This is a genomic window from Thiomicrospira sp. S5 (assembly GCF_003991075.1).
Classification (GTDB): domain Bacteria; phylum Pseudomonadota; class Gammaproteobacteria; order Thiomicrospirales; family Thiomicrospiraceae; genus Hydrogenovibrio; species Hydrogenovibrio thermophilus.
In genome coordinates, this window is record NZ_CP014470.1 from 1,398,784 (window position 1) to 1,416,667 (window position 17,884).

Annotated in this window: 19 protein-coding genes; 10 read left to right on the plus strand and 9 right to left on the minus strand. The window is 50.6% G+C overall.

Annotated elements, in window-relative coordinates:
- Window positions 1-55: 55 nt before the first annotated feature.
- Window positions 56-466 (plus strand): ferric iron uptake transcriptional regulator, encoded by a 411-nt coding sequence (gene fur / locus AYJ59_RS06310; protein ID WP_029938297.1) that lies wholly within the window; start codon window positions 56-58, stop codon window positions 464-466.
- Between the two features lie 115 nt (window positions 467-581).
- Here the strand turns inward: fur and AYJ59_RS06315 are convergent, their stop codons facing one another.
- Window positions 582-1,499, minus strand: a complete 918-nt coding sequence (locus tag AYJ59_RS06315) for a sensor domain-containing diguanylate cyclase (RefSeq protein WP_127119605.1) — start codon at window positions 1,497-1,499, stop codon at window positions 582-584.
- 39 nt (window positions 1,500-1,538) lie between these two features.
- Window positions 1,539-3,209 (minus strand): energy-dependent translational throttle protein EttA, encoded by a 1,671-nt coding sequence (ettA, locus tag AYJ59_RS06320; RefSeq protein WP_029938295.1) that lies wholly within the window; start codon window positions 3,207-3,209, stop codon window positions 1,539-1,541.
- Window positions 3,210-3,447: 238 nt separating this feature from the next.
- On the opposite strand from ettA, the gene glyA reads away from it, so the two are divergent.
- From glyA to thiL, 8 genes are all read left to right on the plus strand, one after another.
- A complete protein-coding gene (gene glyA, locus AYJ59_RS06325) occupies window positions 3,448-4,719 on the plus strand; it encodes a serine hydroxymethyltransferase (RefSeq protein ID WP_127119606.1) in 1,272 nt (423 codons plus the stop codon).
- Between the two features lie 35 nt (window positions 4,720-4,754).
- Complete coding sequence (gene nrdR, locus AYJ59_RS06330; RefSeq protein ID WP_029938293.1) at window positions 4,755-5,219, plus strand: transcriptional regulator NrdR; 465 nt, start codon at window positions 4,755-4,757, stop codon at window positions 5,217-5,219.
- Entirely contained in the window at window positions 5,219-6,403 is a 1,185-nt protein-coding gene (gene ribD / locus AYJ59_RS06335; protein ID WP_237260275.1) for a bifunctional diaminohydroxyphosphoribosylaminopyrimidine deaminase/5-amino-6-(5-phosphoribosylamino)uracil reductase RibD, read from the plus strand. The genes nrdR and ribD overlap by 1 nt, the downstream gene beginning before the upstream one ends.
- Window positions 6,404-6,411: 8 nt before the next feature.
- Window positions 6,412-7,071, plus strand: coding sequence for a riboflavin synthase (locus AYJ59_RS06340; RefSeq protein WP_127119607.1), 660 nt, complete (start codon window positions 6,412-6,414; stop codon window positions 7,069-7,071).
- A gap of 18 nt (window positions 7,072-7,089) precedes the next feature.
- Window positions 7,090-8,208 carry a bifunctional 3,4-dihydroxy-2-butanone-4-phosphate synthase/GTP cyclohydrolase II gene (ribBA, locus tag AYJ59_RS06345; RefSeq protein ID WP_127119608.1) on the plus strand — a complete coding sequence of 373 codons (1,119 nt, stop codon included), beginning with the start codon at window positions 7,090-7,092 and terminating at the stop codon, window positions 8,206-8,208.
- 42 nt (window positions 8,209-8,250) lie between these two features.
- Complete coding sequence (gene ribH, locus AYJ59_RS06350; protein ID WP_127119609.1) at window positions 8,251-8,712, plus strand: 6,7-dimethyl-8-ribityllumazine synthase; 462 nt, start codon at window positions 8,251-8,253, stop codon at window positions 8,710-8,712.
- Between the two features lie 16 nt (window positions 8,713-8,728).
- Complete coding sequence (nusB, locus tag AYJ59_RS06355; protein WP_127119610.1) at window positions 8,729-9,214, plus strand: transcription antitermination factor NusB; 486 nt, start codon at window positions 8,729-8,731, stop codon at window positions 9,212-9,214.
- A gap of 77 nt (window positions 9,215-9,291) precedes the next feature.
- Window positions 9,292-10,257, plus strand: a complete 966-nt coding sequence (gene thiL, locus AYJ59_RS06360) for a thiamine-phosphate kinase (protein WP_127119611.1) — start codon at window positions 9,292-9,294, stop codon at window positions 10,255-10,257.
- 29 nt (window positions 10,258-10,286) lie between these two features.
- Here thiL and AYJ59_RS06365 read toward each other — a convergent pair whose 3' ends face one another.
- Both AYJ59_RS06365 and aroG read right to left on the minus strand, forming a co-directional pair.
- A complete protein-coding gene (locus AYJ59_RS06365) occupies window positions 10,287-12,839 on the minus strand; it encodes a methyl-accepting chemotaxis protein (RefSeq protein WP_127119612.1) in 2,553 nt (850 codons plus the stop codon).
- A gap of 128 nt (window positions 12,840-12,967) precedes the next feature.
- Entirely contained in the window at window positions 12,968-14,032 is a 1,065-nt protein-coding gene (gene aroG, locus AYJ59_RS06370) for a 3-deoxy-7-phosphoheptulonate synthase AroG (RefSeq protein ID WP_127119613.1), read from the minus strand.
- Window positions 14,033-14,262: 230 nt separating this feature from the next.
- Here aroG and AYJ59_RS06375 point away from each other — a divergent pair, with 230 nt between their 5' ends.
- Window positions 14,263-14,571, plus strand: coding sequence for a DUF3579 domain-containing protein (locus AYJ59_RS06375; RefSeq protein WP_225972283.1), 309 nt, complete (start codon window positions 14,263-14,265; stop codon window positions 14,569-14,571).
- Window positions 14,572-14,599: 28 nt separating this feature from the next.
- Here the strand turns inward: AYJ59_RS06375 and AYJ59_RS06380 are convergent, their stop codons facing one another.
- The 5 genes from AYJ59_RS06380 to AYJ59_RS06400 all read right to left on the minus strand — a co-directional run bounded on the left by AYJ59_RS06380 (window position 14,600) and on the right by AYJ59_RS06400 (window position 17,842).
- Complete coding sequence (locus AYJ59_RS06380) at window positions 14,600-15,394, minus strand: prepilin peptidase (protein WP_127119614.1); 795 nt, start codon at window positions 15,392-15,394, stop codon at window positions 14,600-14,602.
- A 9-nt stretch (window positions 15,395-15,403) separates the two neighbouring features.
- A complete protein-coding gene (locus tag AYJ59_RS06385) occupies window positions 15,404-15,694 on the minus strand; it encodes an STAS domain-containing protein (protein ID WP_029938282.1) in 291 nt (96 codons plus the stop codon).
- A 100-nt stretch (window positions 15,695-15,794) separates the two neighbouring features.
- Window positions 15,795-16,178, minus strand: coding sequence for a 6-carboxytetrahydropterin synthase QueD (queD, locus tag AYJ59_RS06390; protein ID WP_127119615.1), 384 nt, complete (start codon window positions 16,176-16,178; stop codon window positions 15,795-15,797).
- 91 nt (window positions 16,179-16,269) lie between these two features.
- Complete coding sequence (locus AYJ59_RS06395; protein ID WP_127119616.1) at window positions 16,270-17,145, minus strand: polyprenyl synthetase family protein; 876 nt, start codon at window positions 17,143-17,145, stop codon at window positions 16,270-16,272.
- A 94-nt stretch (window positions 17,146-17,239) separates the two neighbouring features.
- On the minus strand, window positions 17,240-17,842 hold the full coding sequence (locus AYJ59_RS06400) for a peroxiredoxin (RefSeq protein ID WP_029938279.1): 603 nt from the start codon (window positions 17,840-17,842) through the stop codon (window positions 17,240-17,242).
- Window positions 17,843-17,884: the final 42 nt, after the last annotated feature.

The following is a 17,884-nucleotide window of genomic DNA, read 5'->3' on the forward strand; positions in this document are numbered from 1 at the left end:
AATTTTTGGTTTATTATACACACTACTGAATTTTTAATAAGGAATCTTGAGTTCGATGAGCAGCGCTGATTTGAAAAAAGTAGGTCTTAAAGTGACTTTGCCTCGCTTAAAAGTTTTAGAAATTCTGGAGCAGGAAGGAGACGAGCATCATTTGACGGCGGAAGACGTCTATAAGATGTTGATTGACCAGGGTGAAGAAGTTGGTTTGGCGACCGTTTATCGTGTTTTGACTCAATTTGAGCAAGCCGGTATCGTCAGACGTTTGAATTTTGAAAACAATATCTCCGTATTCGAATTGGATACCGGCGATAATCACGATCACTTGGTTTGTTTAAAGACTGGTAAAGTCAAAGAATTCGTGGACCCGGTCATCGAAGAGCGTATTCAAGAAATTGCCAAGGACAAAGGTTATAACCTGTCGGCGCACAGCTTGGTGATCTACGGTACCTTGAAAGACGAAGAATAAGATTGCGTTAACTCGCTTTTAGAAGCTAGAAGCGACTACATAAAAAAACCGCCAGGCCTGGCGGTTTTTTTATGTCTGACGTTTAAGTTATCTGAATTGTATCAAACGTATTATCTTAAAGAATTTTAGTCTTTTCGCGCGTGCCTTCCAGCGACTTAATGGCTTTATTGACGCGTTTGAAAAGCACTTGGCTGTCTTCGGTCGGCTCCCGTAATTCGGTGACGCCGGCATGGCTGGTCAGGCAAGTGGACTCGTTTTCATCCAGCGGGATGGTTTGGGCGGAAATGGTTTCCTGAGCCAGTTTGGTGATGCGGAAGGCGTCCACGGCTTTGACTTCCGGCAGGACAATCATGAATTGGTCGCAGCTCAGGCGGCCAATATACCCCAAGTCACCCACCACGCTACGGATGGCATGTGCCGCCGTCAGGATGGCCTTGTCGCCCATTTCATGCCCAAAGGCATCGGTGATGCGCTTAAAGCAATCCAGGTTGATTTTCGCCAAGGATAAAGGGCGCTTGTTGAGTCGTGCTTTATTCAATTCTTCATCGACAATGCCCAGGAAGTAATCCCGGTTATACAAATCCGTCAGAGGATCGTTGGAGGACAGACGTTCAATCTGTTCTTCCATGTGTTTGCGATGAGTAATATTGATGGCGAGCCAAATCGCGGCCGGTTGCTCATAAGTGTCGTCCTCCAGAGGGTACACACGCGCTTCATACCATTGACCTTCCGTGGTGCTCAAGGGCTCGATGCCTTGCACTTCGGTGTCGGCCAGCTGGTATTCGATTTCCTGAAGGTAGCCGGAGCGAATCGCTTTATTAACCACCTTGAGAAAACGCTCCGCCATTTTTTCCGGCAAAACGTCGGCGTATTTTTTACCGATCAAACTGTGACCGTCCGCATACAGCGTGCGTTCCTGCCCGCCGATGACATCCAGATAGGTACCATCCTGGCCCATTACGAAAATCGGATCGGGCATCGCATTCGCGATGGCTTCAATGTGCGAGTGCATTTTTTCAAACTGTTCGGCCATACTGTGTTTCCTCTGTAGTGGGTCTGTAATAGGCAGAAGTTAATCTTTGATAACAGGTTTGTATTTGATTCGGTGTGGCTGGGCCGCGTCCGCACCTTTGCGGCGCTTGAGGTCTTCCTCGTAATCCGAGAAATTACCCTCGAACCATTCTACATGAGACTCACCTTCAAAAGCGAGCATGTGTGTGGCGATTCTGTCCAAGAACCAGCGGTCATGCGAGATGACCACCGCGCAGCCGGCAAAATCGAGCAGAGCTTCTTCCAAAGCACGCAGGGTTTCAACGTCGAGGTCGTTGGTCGGTTCATCCAGTAGTAACAGGTTGCCGCCGCTTCGAAGCGTTTTGGCGAGGTGTACCCGGTTACGCTCTCCGCCGGACAATTCGCCGATGCGTTTTTGTTGGTCGGTGCCTTTGAAGTTGAAGCGACCGCAGTAGGCGCGGGCATTGATTTCGATATTACCGACCATGAAGACGTCATCGCCCTCGGAGATTTCTTCGTAGACGGTTTTGCTGTCATCCAAAGCATCGCGGGATTGGTCAACATAGGAGAGTTTGACGGTTTCACCGTATTCAATGCTGCCGGAATCGGGTTGTTCCTGCCCGGTGAGCATTTTGAACAGCGTGGATTTACCGGCGCCGTTTGGCCCGATAATCCCGACAATGCCGCCTTGTGGTAGTTTGAAATTCAGGTCTTCAATCAATAAGCGGTCGCCAAAACTTTTGGAAATGTGGTTCACCTCGATGACTTTTTCGCCCAGGCGTTCGGAAACCGGAATGAAGATTTCCTTGGTTTCGTTACGTTTTTGGCTTTCCTGGCTGCTCAATTCGTCAAAGCGGGCCAAACGCGCTTTGGATTTGGCGTGGCGGCCCTTGGCATTAGAGCGCACCCATTCCAGTTCGTGTTGGATGGTTTTCATGCGGGCGGCTTCTTGCTTGGCTTCCATTTCCAGGCGTTTTTCTTTTTGTTCCAGCCAGGAGGAGTAGTTGCCGTGGTAAGGGATGCCTTCGCCGCGATCCAGTTCCAGAATCCATTCGGCGGCGTTGTCGAGGAAGTAGCGATCATGCGTGATGGCGACCACGGTGCCGCTGAATTCCAACAGGAAGCGTTCCAACCAAGCAATGGATTCCGCGTCCAAGTGGTTGGTTGGTTCATCCAGCAACAGCATGTCCGGTCTTTCCAGTAACAGCTTGCACAGTGCCACACGACGGCGTTCCCCGCCGGAGAGTTTGGTGACGTCGGCTTCCCAAGGCGGTAGGCGAAGTGCATCGGCTGCGATTTCCAGCGTGCGGTCCAGATTGTGCCCGTCTTTGGCTTGAATCAGGTCTTCGATTTCGGCCTGTTTCTTGGCCAGGGCATCGAAGTCGGCATCCGGTTCGGCATAAGCGGCGTAGATGGCATCCAGATCCGCCAGAGCGTCTTTGACTTCCTTGACGGCTTGTTCCACATTGCCGCGAACGTCGAGTTCCGGATCGAGTTGTGGCTCCTGAGGCAAATAACCGATTTTAATGCCCGGTTGTGGTCGCGCTTCGCCGACAATATCCGTGTCGATGCCCGCCATGATTTTCAGCAGTGTGGATTTACCGGCACCGTTCAAACCCAATACACCGATTTTTGCTCCCGGAAAAAAGGATAGGGAGATGTCTTTCAGGATGTGCTTGTTTGGCGGAACGATTTTTCCAACGCGATTCATGGTGTAAACAAATTGTGCCACGATATTACCTCAGGTTGTTTGGTTCAAAAGTGTCTGACTTCTGCGGACGAAAAGTTCAGGGCTTTCTCAGGAGATTCTTTTGGAATATCCATAAAAATGCCTATTTTACAAACTTGATCATCCGCTTGTGAAAATAATTCAAGTTAAACCACCGGTTTTGTCGTCTAAACCCTGAATAATTTGGTAAAATTTTCTTTTTGATTCAGTAATACTTATTTTCTGTTTGGAGACCTTTAGCATGTTTGATAAGAATATGACCATTGCCGGTTATGATGATGCACTTGCGGATGCGATGAATGCGGAAGCGCAACGCCAGGAAGATCATATCGAATTGATCGCTTCCGAGAATTACACCAGCCCGCGTGTAATGGAAGCGCAAGGCTCTGTGTTGACGAACAAATATGCTGAAGGCTACCCACACAAACGTTATTACGGCGGTTGTGAGTATGTCGACATCGTCGAGCAATTGGCGATTGATCGTGCCAAAGAACTGTTCGGTGCCGATTACGCCAACGTGCAACCGCACTCCGGTTCACAAGCCAACGCACCGGTTTACATGGCGCTGTTGGAACCGGGCGATACCGTGCTGGGCATGAGCTTGGCGCACGGTGGGCACTTGACGCACGGTTCGCACGTCAGCTTCTCCGGCAAAATGTACAATGCCGTTCAGTATGGCTTGAACCCGGAAACCGGTGTAATCGATTACGAAGAAGTCGAGCGTTTGGCTAAGGAACATAAGCCTAAGATGATTATCGCCGGTTTCTCCGCGTATTCCCAAGTGGTTGACTGGCAACGTTTCCGTGACATCGCCGATGCCGTTGGCGCTTACTTGATGGTGGATATGGCGCACGTGGCCGGTTTGGTTGCGGCGGGTGAATATCCGAACCCGGTGCAAATTGCCGACGTCACCACCACCACCACGCACAAGACTTTGCGTGGCCCGAGAAGTGGTTTGATTTTGGCTAAGGCGAATCCGGAAATCGAGAAAAAATTGAATTCGGCGATTTTCCCGGGCGCGCAAGGTGGGCCTTTGATGCATGTCATCGCGGCGAAAGCGGTGGCTTTCAAGGAAGCGATGGAGCCGGAATTCAAAGAATACGCCAAGCGTGTTAAAACCAACGCTCAAGCCATGGCAAAAGTGTTTATGGATCGTGGTTATGATGTGGTTTCAAAAGGCACCGAAAATCACCTGTTCCTGGTTAGCTTCATTGAGCAAGGTTTGACCGGTAAACTGGTCGACGCGGCGTTGGGTGAAGCGCATATTACCATCAACAAAAATTCGGTTCCAAACGACCCCATGTCGCCATTTGTGACCAGCGGGATTCGTGTCGGAACAGCGGCGTCGACAACGCGTGGTTTCACTGAAGAAGATTCTGTGAATTTGGCGAACTGGATGTGTGATGTGATTGATTCCTGTAAGCAAGAAAGCGAGTCTTGGGACGAGCAGGTCATTGCTGACGTTCGCGAGAAAGTCAAAGCCTTGTGTGCGGCGAGACCGGTTTACAAATAAGCCTTTCAGATAACAAATAACGGTGACCGCGAGTTATGCATTGTCCTTTTTGTAATGCGCCGGATACGAAAGTAATCGACTCCCGATTGGCAACGGAAGGGAGTCAGGTGCGTCGTCGGCGAGAATGCATGCGTTGCGGTGAGCGTTTTACAACCTATGAAACCGCTGAACTGACTCTGCCAAGGGTCATTAAATCCGACGGTAATCGTGAGAAGTTCGATGACGATAAAATCCGTCGCGGTTTGATTAAAGCCTTGGAAAAACGGCCGGTGGAAAGTGAAGTCATCGATCAGGTCGTGAATCGCATTCATAAGCAATTGACCGCCGAAGGGGTGAAGGAAATTCCTTCCTCTCAAATCGGAGAATTGTTGATGGACGCGCTTCGGGAGTTGGATCAAGTGGCGTATGTCCGCTTTGCTTCCGTTTACCGTTCCTTCCAAGACGTCAATGCCTTCCGTGAAGAAATTGAAAAACTGGTGAAAGCCACTACCTCTCAGTAATGATGGATTCTCCTTCCAATACCTTTTCCGATTTCGATATCCAGATGATGACCCGGGCGATGTCGCTTGCCCGTCAAGGCGAGTTTTCGACTAAGCCGAATCCAGCGGTCGGGTGTGTCATTACGAAAGACGATCGTATTATCGCCGAAGGTTGGCATCAACGGGCCGGCGAGCCGCATGCGGAAAGAGTGGCGTTGGCGGCGGCTCAAGAATCGGTGGAAGGCGCGACGGTTTACGTCACGCTGGAACCCTGTTCGCATCATGGCAGAACACCGCCGTGTGCCGATGCTCTGGTTGAGGCCAAGGTCGGGCGCGTGGTGGTGGCGATGGAAGACCCAAACCCGTTGGTCGCTGGACAAGGTCTGGCCAGATTAGGCGCGGCGGGTATTGACGTACAAAGCGGTTTGTTAGAAGCGGAAGCGGAAGCATTGAACGCTGGATTTGTCCATGCCATGCGTTGTAAATTGCCTTATGTGCGTTTGAAAATGGCCAATAGCCTCGATGGTCATACGGCGATGGCGAATGGCGAGAGTCAGTGGATTACCGGCGCCGCTGCGCGGCATGAAGTGCATCGAATGCGTGCCAAAAGCGGTGCCTTGGTCACCGGCATCGGTACGATATTGGCCGACGATCCAAGTATGACGGTGCGTTTGCCGGAAGCCGAATTGCAAACAATGAACTTGTCGGAAGCGGAAAGTCACCCGGTTCGCGTGGTGCTGGATGCGCACCTGAGTATGCCGGCCGACGCAAAAATGCTGTCTCAGCCTGGACGAACCATTTTGATGACGTCACGAGAAACCGCCGAAGATCACCCGGAATTGGTCGAGTTGTTGGCAAATGCCGGCGCGGAAATTGTTGCGGTGGAAGCCGATGGCGATAAGTTGGACATTCTGTCGGTGCTGGAGTACCTTTATCAGGAAGAGCAGGTCTTTGACGTGTTGGTGGAGGCCGGAGCCATCGTGGCGGGTGCCTTTTTGCAGTCTGGTTACGTGAACGAGTTGCATGTGTTTATGGCGCCGTGCCTGATGGGGCATGAGGCTAAACCGATGTTCTTTTTACCAGGCCTGGTCGAAATGAGTGATAAAATGCCGTTTCAATATCAGTCGGTTCAAACCGTCGGGGACGACTTGCACCTGGTTTTAAAGCCGGTTTCCGGCGCGGCCACTCTGGCGACATCTTTTTAGGAGCGGACATGTTTACAGGCATTATCGAAGCAGAAGGCATCATCCGAAAAATTCAGCCGGTCAATGGGGATGCGAAAATGACCATCGCCACTGGAAAGCTGGATATGAGCGACGTTAAAATCGGTGACAGTATCGCGTGCAATGGTGTGTGTTTGACGGCGGTTGAACTCGGGCATGATTTTTACGTCGCCGACGTGTCGGCGGAAACCCTCAAGGTCTCAACGCTGGGACACTTGAAAGTCGGTTCGCAGGTGAACCTGGAAAAGGCATTGCGTTTGCAGGATCGATTGGGCGGTCACTTGGTCAGCGGGCACGTGGATGGTGTCGGCAAAGTGGCTTCGATTCGCCAGGAAGCACGTTCCTGGCGTTACCAGATCGAATCGCCGGTGGCGTTGAGCAAGTATATTGCCGCGAAAGGTTCCATCTGTATCAACGGCATCAGTTTGACCGTGAATCAGGTGGACGGTAATACCTTTGATGTTAATATTGTGCCGCATACACGGCAGGAAACCACAATTAAGGATTTTCAGGTCGGCACCGAAGTCAACCTGGAAGTTGATTTGCTGGCGCGCTATTTGGAACGGATGCTGACCGCGCCGCAAGACGATGAACAAACCGCACCCGATGGCGTGATCGAAACGTTGTTGGCCGACCGCGGTTTTATCTAACGAATTCTGGAAAGAGACATGCAGTTAAATACGATTGAAGAAATCATTGAAGATTATCGACAAGGTAAAATGGTCATTCTGATGGATGACGAAGACCGGGAAAACGAAGGCGATGTGATGATTGCCGCCAATGCGATTACCGCGGAGCACATCAATTTTATGGCGCGTTACGGTCGCGGCTTGATTTGCCTGACCCTGACCAAAGAACGTTGCCAGCAGCTACATTTGCCGTTGATGTCGCGAACGAATCAGGATACGCACGGCACCAGTTTTACGGTTTCCATCGAAGCCGCCGAAGGCGTGACCACCGGAATTTCCGCCGCAGATCGTGCCGCGACGATTCAAGCGGCGATTAAATCCGATGCCACACCGGCCGACATCGTTACGCCGGGGCACGTGTTTCCGATTATGGCGAAACCGGGTGGTGTGTTGGAACGCGCCGGGCATACTGAAGCCGGTTGCGATTTGGCGCGATTGGCCGGTATGGAACCGGCGTCGGTTATCGTGGAAATCATGAATGAAGACGGCACCATGGCGCGTCGCGACGATTTGGAATTGTTTGCTCAAGAGCACGGCATTAAATTGGGCACGGTGGCAGACCTGATTCAATATCGCCTGAAGAATGAAAAGACCATCGAGCGGGTTTCAGAATGTCACATGCCAACGGAATACGGCGACTTCCGGTTGATAGGTTACGAAGATATTCTGGAACATCGCGCGCACATGGCCTTGGTTTACGGGCAGTTGGACGGCAGTCAGCCGACGGCGGTTCGTGTGCATATGTTGGATACCCTGTGCGACCTGTTTGACTCCAACCGGAGCGAATGCGGCTGGTCTTTGCGGCTCGCCATGAAGCAAATCGCCCAGGAAGGTTCGGGCGTGATTGTCATTTTGCGTAAGCACGAGGAAGGCGCTGAGTTGTTGGATAAAATTCAGCAGTTCCAAATGAAAGATCGCGGCATCAGTCAACCGGAAACCCAATCGGAAGACGATGCTAAAACTTATGGTTTGGGCGCGCAAATTTTGTCCGACCTTGGTTTGAAACAGTTGAAGGTCATCGGTTCGGCTTGGCGCATGAGCGCGTTGGGTGGCTTTGGCTTGGAAATCATCGAAAATATTGAGAAAATAAAAGATTGAGGCGATCGAGCGTCTTAATGAGTTGAAAAGTAGGGTATAAGAATGAAAATCATCGAAGGAAATTTGACGGCGGAAGGGTTGAAAATCGGTCTGCTGGTCGGGCGTTTTAACAGCTTCATTGTCGACAGTTTGGTAAAAGGGGCCGTGGATACCATCGTGCGTCATGGCGGTTCGGAAGGCAATATCGAACAGGTGTTTGTGCCGGGCGCGTTTGAGATTCCGATTGTGGCGCAAAAAATGGCCGACTCCGGAAAATACGATGCCATCGTGGCTTTGGGCGCGGTAATCCGTGGCGGTACGCCGCATTTCGATTATGTGGCGGGTGAATGCGTGAAAGGGATTGGACAAGTCGCGCTGAAAAGCGGTACCCCGGTTTCATTCGGCGTTTTGACCGTGGATACCATCGAGCAAGCCATTGAACGTGCCGGCACCAAAGCCGGTAACAAAGGCGAAGAGTGCACCTTGGCGGCGATTGAAACCGCTAATGTGTTGAAACAGCTTTAATTGGTTGCGGAACACTATGAATCGATCGGATTTTAAGCCCGGCGACGGTGTCGAGGTAATGGAAGAAGAAGGGCCGGTGAGCCCGCGTACCCAATCGCGGCGCGTTGCATTGCAGGCGTTGTACCAATGGCAGATGAATCACACCGAACCGTTTGACATCATCAAGCAGTTTTCGGAAGACGGTTTGCTGAGCGATGTGGATGCCTCTTTATTTCGTGACTTGGTCAACAGTGTGACTGGCCAAGTAACGGAATTGGATGCGATTTTCGCACCGTTTTTGGATCGTGCGGTCGCGATGATTGATCCGGTGGAGAAAAACATTCTGAGAATGGGCGTTTACGAACTGCAAGCCAAGCCGGAAATTCCTTATCGAGTCGTCATTAACGAATCGGTGGAACTGGCTAAGCGCTTTGGTGCCGAGGAAAGTCACAAGTACATTAACGGTGTTTTGGATAAAGTGGCGTTGCAATTGCGCAGCTTGGAAAAAACGCAGATGGACTGAACGGGTTCCAATGGAATGGAAAAGCCAGAGCTTGCTCTGGCTTTTTTGTTTGGTCTGACGCTAAAGAGAGAGTATGCATGGCGCATGAGTTTGATTTGATCCGCACTTTTTTCCAGCCGTTGTCACAGGTTGCGACGCAGGATATTGGCATTGGCGATGATGGAGCCGTTTTGTCCTGTCCGCCGGGGCAACAACTGGTGGTGGTGACCGATACCATGGTGGAAGGGGTGCATTTTCCATTGGATACCTTGCCCGAAGACATTGGCTGGAAGGCCTTGGCGGTTAACCTCAGTGACTTAGCCGCGATGGGCGCCCATCCGGCTTTTTTCTCATTGGCATTGAGTTTGCCGGAGTCGAAAAACCACCAGGCCTGGTTAAAAACCTTTTCAAGCGGGTTGCGCGATTTGGCAGAAGCACATCAGGTTCCGTTAATCGGTGGGGACACCACTCGGTCGGACCGTCTAACGGTGACGGTCACGGCGCACGGTTGGGTGCCTGCCGGGCAGGCCTTGCGGCGTTCCGGCGCGCGCCCGGGAGACGGTCTTTACGTTTCCGGCTATATCGGCGATGGCGCTTTGGGGTTGATTGCCGTCAACGAAGCTTTGGATGCCGGAGCCTATGCCGGTGCTTTGCAAAAATTGAATCGACCCGAGCCGCGAGTGGCATTGGGCGGTTTATTGGTCAAACTGGCCAGCAGTGCCATCGATGTTTCCGATGGCTTATTGGCCGACATTGCCCATCTATTGGAGGCGTCGCAATGTGGGTGTGAGGTCGATGTGTCAGCGGTTCCATATTCACAAGCCATGCAAAGTTATTTGGCACAAAATGCCCAGGCCTGGTCGTTACCGCTGACGGGCGGGGATGATTATGAATTATGCTTTACGGTGCCTGCGGAAAAAGAAGCGCTACTGAAAGAGCGCGCCCGGTATTTAAATCTGCCGATAACGGAAATCGGTCGTATTAACGCTGGAACGGGTGCGGTATTGAAAAACGCGCCGAAAGGTGTCCAAACCTTGGAACACTTGGGCTTTCAGCACTTTTAATCCGGTTTGAATTCTTAGATCGTTGACGCTTAAGCAGTCTTGTCGGTCAGCAACGTTTCGTCGTCAACGCCTTCATCTGTCGCCACGGGTTCTTCGGCAAAGACTTCATGTTCATCCACTTCGTTGGCAGGTGGCAAACTGGTGACCGAATCGCTGGCTTTGAGCCGGAAGTTCAATAAACGTTCTTCCACGCCTTTCACGCTGTCGATGATGCTGGTCGAAGTGTGCGTCACTTCCTCCACCAGCGAGGCGTTTTGTTGCGTGATTTCGTTGATTTCCAACAATGAGTGGTTCACTTGCTCGATGCCGTGAGACTGGTGATTTAGCGAATCGTGCATGGCCGACATCATCGAAGAAATTTCATCAATGGCCTGAGCGTTTTCTTCAAAAGCTTTCTTGGTAAGTTCGCTGAGCTCGATGCCTTGCTTGACCTTTTTCAAACTTTTTTGGGTCACATCCTGAATGCTGTGTGCCGCGTCACCGGACTTGGACGCCAGATTACGGACTTCGGTCGCCACTACGGCAAATCCACGACCTTGTTCACCGGCACGCGCCGCTTCAACCGCGGCATTCAACGCCAAAAGGTTGGTTTGGAAAGCGATGTCGTCGATTACTTGGGTGAAGCTGGCGATTTCTTCGCTAGCCGCTTCGATTTCGCTAATGGCTTCAACCATGCTGTTGACGATATTGACACCGGATAAGGTGTTCTCTTTGGCTTGGGAGCTTCGGTTATTGACCGTCGACGCATTGGACAGGGACTCATTGACCTGATTGATCATCTGTTGCATGTGGTTCATGGTGTTTTGAATCGCCTGTGCTTGTTGGTTGACGCGCTGGTTGAGGTCCTGATTGCCTAAGCTGATTTCCTGAACACCGCTCACCGCATCGGAGGAGGCATTTTGCACGTCGGCCAGCATGTCGCTGATGTTGGCGGCCATGTCTTGCATGTTGTTTTTCAGTTCTTTCAATTTGCCTTCAAACTCCCCTTGGATTTCAAAAGCGAAGTTGCCTTGACGGAAATGATCCAATGTGTGGGATTTTTGGGTGATGGCCTCATCCAGCTTGTCGAGGGAGTTGTTCAAATAGGTTTTCAGTTGCGTTAAATCGCCCGGCATATCCAGTTCGATGCGTTTTGAGAAATCGCCTTTGTTCATCATCAGCATGACGTCCTTGACCGATTCGATGGCTTGACGTTGAGTGGCCATGGCATCGTTCAGACTTTCGACCACTTTACGATACGCGCCCTGATATTGATCGGCCGATTCGCTGAAGGTCAAGTTGCCTTGTTGGATGGCTTCACTCATGTTTTGAATGGAGGACATGGTGTGGGAAATCTGGCTGACGGAGTCGTTGAAGTTTTCTTTCAGGCTGAGTAAGTCGCCGGCGTATTCTTTTTCGACGTGTCGATTGAATTGGCCGTGGGACAAGGCAGTGCCGACCTGTTGCAGCTCACCGGTAATGTGACGGAAAGAACCGATCAGGTCGTTGATGCTGTTGCTCATATCCACCAGTTCGTTTTTGCCTTTGAGGGTTTTCCATTGCGCCAGTTCACCGCTCTGAGCAATGCGGGCGATGGTTTTCTTCATGCGATGCAACGGGCCGGTGATGGAGCTGACGACCAGCAGATTCAATAAGAGAATCAAAATCAAACCAATCAGGCTGAGCAGCCCTAAGCGGTAGATTTGTTCATTGGACAGTTGGTTCAGTTCCTGAATCAGGCCGGAAGTGGTTTGCTGAGATTCGGTGGAAAGGAAATTAATTTGCTGATTGGCCTGGTTGATCAGGGCAATCAGGGAGTTGTTGTTTTCAGTCTCCGTGTTCAGGTAATCTTTAATGTCTCCGAAGGATTCCTGAAAGCCATCTCGTGCATTACTTAATTCGGATAGAGTGTCCATCCAGGCAAAATTGGAACCCAATTCATCGTTTAATACGCTCAAGTCGTTATCGGCGTCGTCTCCCAGGCCTTTTTGGTCAAACAGTTGGTTCAGGCTAGTGTCTTTGGTCGAGATAAGTTTGCCGAGCATCAATTGCGAGTCGGCCAGGCGTTTTTGCAGGTTCTTGACGGCGGATAGCAAGGCCTCCGAGTCTTGAATCTCAGGACTGTCGCTTAGGGTTTTGAGTGTGTTTTCCATGGTTTCGGCGGTTGGTGCAATGCCATATTCCAAGGTATTGTTGATTTCGTTTTTCAGGAAGACGTTGGAATTGGTGACTTTCTTATATTGTCGCAGCACCGTTTCAATGGTATGAATCACTTCCTGGTTTTTGGGAGACGTCAGTACGTTTAGCATCTGTTCGGTTTGCACCTTGAGTTCATCGATGGCTTGGTTGAACTTCTGGTTGGAGGCTTGGCTGCGCGTCAAAATGTATTCGTTCGACAATTGCGTGGTCAGAATCAGCGATTGCTGTAAATTGGCGATGCGACTGGTTTGTTCTTTCTGCAACCCGGAGAGCGCGTCGGCTTTGGTTTGCACGTCCGAGAGCGATTGCCAGCCGATATAGGCGATAGCAGACATGAATCCGATGGATAACAGCGTGTTGATGAACAGTCGTAGATTGATGGAAATGTAATTGAAAAACTTCATATCGCCTTGAATACCTGCTATGGAAATAACGGTTTCAGTATATAAAGGGAATGTGACAGCGGGATGAAATCTAAAAGCCAATGCCTGCGCTCATTTACTGAGTGCAGGAAGGCAAAGAAGAGAAGGGGTTATTTTGAAGCGCGGCGGGCGCGTACTCCGGTGGCCAGGTCTTCGAGCAGGGTCAAGCTGGATTCCCAGCTGATGCAGGCATCGGTGATGCTTTGACCGTAGGTTAGAGGTTGACCGGAAATCACGTCTTGGCGACCTTCAATCAAATGACTTTCCACCATGGCGCCCATGATGTGGTCGGCTCCTTTACTGAGCTGCTCTCGGATTGATTGTGCAACGATAAGCTGTCTTTCATGTTGTTTGCTGCTGTTGGCATGGCTGCAGTCAATCATCAACTTTTTCTGAACACCCGCTTTTTCCAATTCGGATACGGCTTGGTTGACGCTGTCTTCATCGTAGTTCGGGCCGTCGTTCCCACCGCGCAGGATGACGTGACAATCCGGGTTGCCGGTGGTGGAGAAAATGGCGGAATGGCCCATTTTCGTCAAGGATAAGAAAATGTGCGGGTTGTTGGCCGCGCGAATGGCGTCCACGGCAATTTTAAAGCCACCGTCGGTTCCGTTCTTGAAACCGATTGGGCAGGAAAGCCCTGAAGCCAATTCACGGTGCCCCTGACTTTCAGTGGTGCGAGCACCGATGGCGCCCCAAGACACCAAATCGGCAACGTATTGCGGTGAAATCAAGTCCAGGAATTCAGTCGCGCAAGGCACGCCCATGTCGTTGATGTCCACCAGCAGGGAACGGGCTTCTTCCAATCCTTTGTTGATCTCAAACGATTCATTGAGATGCGGGTCATTGATCAGCCCTTTCCAGCCAACCGTCGTGCGCGGTTTTTCGAAGTAAACACGCATGACAATCAACAAATCTTTCTCGTAGTGAGCAATCTGTGTTTTCAGACGCTCAGCGTATTCGCGCGCGGCTTTGGTGTCATGAATGGAACAAGGCCCGATGATGACCAACAGACGATCGTCTTCACCGGTCAGAATGTTGTGAATCTGCTGACGGGTTTCGTACACTGTTTTCGACGCCGTTTCCGAAAGGGGAAACAGTTCGTGCAGAACTTGCGGTGGTCGAACTTCAGTGATCGTTTTTATGCGTAAATCGTCGGTCTGATACTGTGTCATCGTGCTTCTCTGGGTGTCAAATTCATTAACCGTAAAAACTGCATATTATGCCATTTTTGGGATGAAAAAGTTGGCTAAAAATCGGTCTTCGGAAACGGCAATGGATTCGATAGTTATTTTTTATGAATTTCTGCAGGATTTAATGGGTTTAAGGGTGGTTATTCGAATGAGTTATGCTAGAATTCCCCGTTAATAAATTGAACATCTCAAGTCCTGATATTCGGAACTTTTTGGAAGAGACAGCAGTGCATTGTAAATACATTATTGAAGGCTATACCAACGAAGGCCGAAAATTTCGTCCCAGTGATTGGATTGATCGCATCGCATCGATGATGGCATCCTATGGTTCTTCGCATCGCCTGGTATTTTCTGAGCTACTTCATCCGGAGTTGTATAAAGGGCAAAAGTGTCTGATTATCGATACCGAGTTGCAGACCAAAGATCCGGCGATGTTCGATTATGTGATGAACTTCGTGAAGTCGAACGACCTGAAAATGTCCGAAGTCTGTGATTCAATGGAGTCCGAATTGGGGTCCTAATCCCCGTTTCCTCGTTTTGCCCGTCTGTTTAGAGTTGTTGAATCAACTCGTTTCCAAACATTAAGCTGACCCAGCCGCCCAGTGCCAGAAATGGCCCGAACGGGAGTGGGCTATCAAACCGACGTTGTTTCAGTGCCACCAATAACAGTCCTACGATCAGGCTGCTGATGGAGGCAATCAGAATGATTTGCGGAATCGCCAAAACGCCGAACCAAGCACCAAGCGCCGCCAATAACTTGAAATCTCCGTAGCCCATGCCTTCTTTTCCAGTCAACCATTTGAAGGTTTGGAAAATCGTCCATAAAACCAGATAGCCAGTGGCGGCGCCCAGAATTGCTTGTTCGGGGGTTGTGAACAGCTGTTGGGTGTTGAGTATCAATCCCAGCCATAAAAGCGGTAAGCTGAGGGCGTCGAGAATCAGTTGGTGCTCGATGTCGATAATGGCGATGGCCAAGAGCATCCATAGGAAAATTAGGCCGTAAAGTGCTAGCCAGCTCACGCCGGTGTGATAGACCCATACGGCGGAAAGCAGCGCAGTGACTAGTTCTATGGCGGGATAGCGCCAGGCAATGGGCGCATTACAATGATGGCACTTGCCGCGGCCCCACAGCCAACTGAAAAGGGGAATTAAGCGATACCAGGGTAAAGGGGTATTGCATTTGGGGCAGGCCGAGCGGCTGAATGAAAGTCGTCTGAGTTGTTCTGAAGCCGTTAAATGCAAGATGCGCGGCCAGCGCCACGTGAGCATGGAAAGAAAGCTTCCGACAATCAACCCGAGGACGGTGGCAAATACAACATATTCTACCGGGTGGATTGCCAGCATTCGTTGGGATTAAGCCATTTTGAAAAGTTTTTCGAAGTTGACGACTTCAAAGACTTTCAAAATATGGTCTGATAAACCGGAAAGTGTGATGCGGTTGGCCTCTTCTCCCAAGTGGGTGCGAAGCTGCAACAACATGCCGAGACCACCGCTGTCGATTTGCGACGTTTGGCTGAAGTCGATGACGATGTCTTTGAATTCGTTTTCGCAATAAGCCGCCTGAAATTCCGCAAAAGAGTCGATGGTGAACTTGTCGCCGACATAGACCCAAAGCGTATCGCCTTTCAATTTACTGTTAATCATTTTTACGTGTCCAGTTTTCAGTTCTCTTTAAGAATCAGTATAGGGTAAAAATTTTTTAATTGAAAGCTTTCCGAATTGACCTTCGTCAAAAAACGGAGGCTTAGTCGTTTTCGCTGTAGATGACGCAGTTGCGGTCGTTTTCCCAGACCGTCAAGCTGTGCATGGTCACCGTGTCGGATTGAATGCGGGATTCGATTTCGCGGTATAGAAACACGGCGATGTTTTCGGCCGTCGGGTTCAATTCCTTGAAGTAAGGGTGGTCGTTCAAAAACGTATGATCCAGTTCGGCGACGACTTGTTTTGCATGCTTTTTGATTTCCTTGAAATCCACCAGCATGCCGATTTCGTTCAATTTCGATCCCTGTACCTGCACTTCGATTTTCCAGTTATGGCCGTGCAGCTTCGCGCAATCCCCAGGATAGTTTTTCAGACTATGGGCCGCAGCGAAGTCAAGAAGGGTTTTGAGTACGAATTGTTGTGCCATATCGGGAATTGAATCCAGTGTTGTAAGTTGCGGACAATTATAGCAAATTTCCGTTTAAGATAAGGAAATTTGCAACCGGTTCCGAGTCGATTCAATGATCGCGGTCGGCGATGTATCGAATCAGGTTTTCCAGAAACGGGCTGTCGATCTGCAGTTGCGCCAGTCGGTTTTGGGCTTCTTGGATCAAGCTGTCCCGGAAAGCTTTGGCGTCGTTCAATCCCATTAATTTGGGATAGGTCGATTTGGCTTGCGCTTCGTCGCTGCCTTGCGGTTTTCCGAGCTGTTCGGTGGTGCTTTCGATGTCGAGAATGTCATCCTGTACCTGGAAGGCCAAACCGATCTTTTGACCTAAATCGGCCAGGCCTGGTCGAATGGCTTCATAGCGTGGAGAGGCCACGGCGCCCATCAACAAAGCCGTTTGAATCAACGCGCCGGTTTTCATTTCGTGAAGGCGCTGTAACGTCTCCAGTGAAATGGCGTGTCCGGTCGATTCAATATCCAGTACCTGTCCGCCGATCATGCCTTCCGGCCCCGCGGCATGCGCGAGAAGACGTAAAGCTTCCACTTGTGCCGTCGCCGGCAGGTGATTGTCGGTCAAGATGGCTTCGTAGGCGAGGGATTGTTGTGCATCGCCAACCAGGATGGCGGTGGCTTCATCGTACTGGATGTGGCAAGTCGGTTTCCCACGGCGGAGGTCATCGTCGTCCATAGCGGGCAAGTCGTCGTGTACCAATGAGTAGCAATGAATCAGTTCCAAAGCACAGGCACAGGCATCCAGCCGTTCAATCGGTGTGTCGAGGCTTTCGCCGACGGCATACAGCAACGCCGGACGAATACGTTTACCTTGGTTTAAGGTAGCGTATTGGATGGCTTCCAGCAGACGCGGTGGTGTCTGACGGGGCCGCTCTAGAAAAACGGACAGTTTTTGATGGATGCGTTCTTGGTAGGCAATCAGCGTGGTTTTCAAGTGATCTCCCAGGCCTGGTCAATATTGAATATCAGTCGGCAGAAAGAAAAAAGGCTGCTCGAAGCAGCCTTTTCAGATTCCGTATTGAAATCGATTACAGTTCTTCACCGTGCTTGGACAGGTAATCCGCCACACCTTCCGGTGAATCTTTCATGCCATCGTCGCCTTTGTTCCAACCGGCTGGGCAAACTTCACCGTGTTCTTCGTGGAATTGCAGGGCTTCAACCATACGAACCATTTCGTCAACGTTACGGCCCAATGGCAGGTCGTTGACCACTTGGTGACGCACGACGCCGTCTTTGTCGATCAGGAAAGCACCGCGAAGGGCGACATTGCCTGGGTGAACGATACCGTAAGCGTCCATGATGGAACCGCCTACATCGGCAACCAATGGGAATTTCACCGGCCCTAGGCCACCTTCGTTCACCGGCGTGTTACGCCAGGCGTTGTGCGTGAATTGCGAGTCGATGGAAACACCGATGACTTCCGTGCCCAGTTCTTTGAATTTTTCAACACGGTGGTCGAAAGCCAGGATTTCGGATGGACAAACAAAAGTGAAATCCAGCGGGTAGAAGAAAACCACGGCGTATTTGCCTTCGATGTGACTTTTCAGATTGAAGTCGTCAACGATGGTGCCGTCGGCCAAAACCGCAGCAGCTGTGAAATCGGGCGCTTGTTTTGTAACGAGTACTGACATGTTTGAGTGTCCTTTTTAAAGTTTCAATTTTGAAGTGCAAAT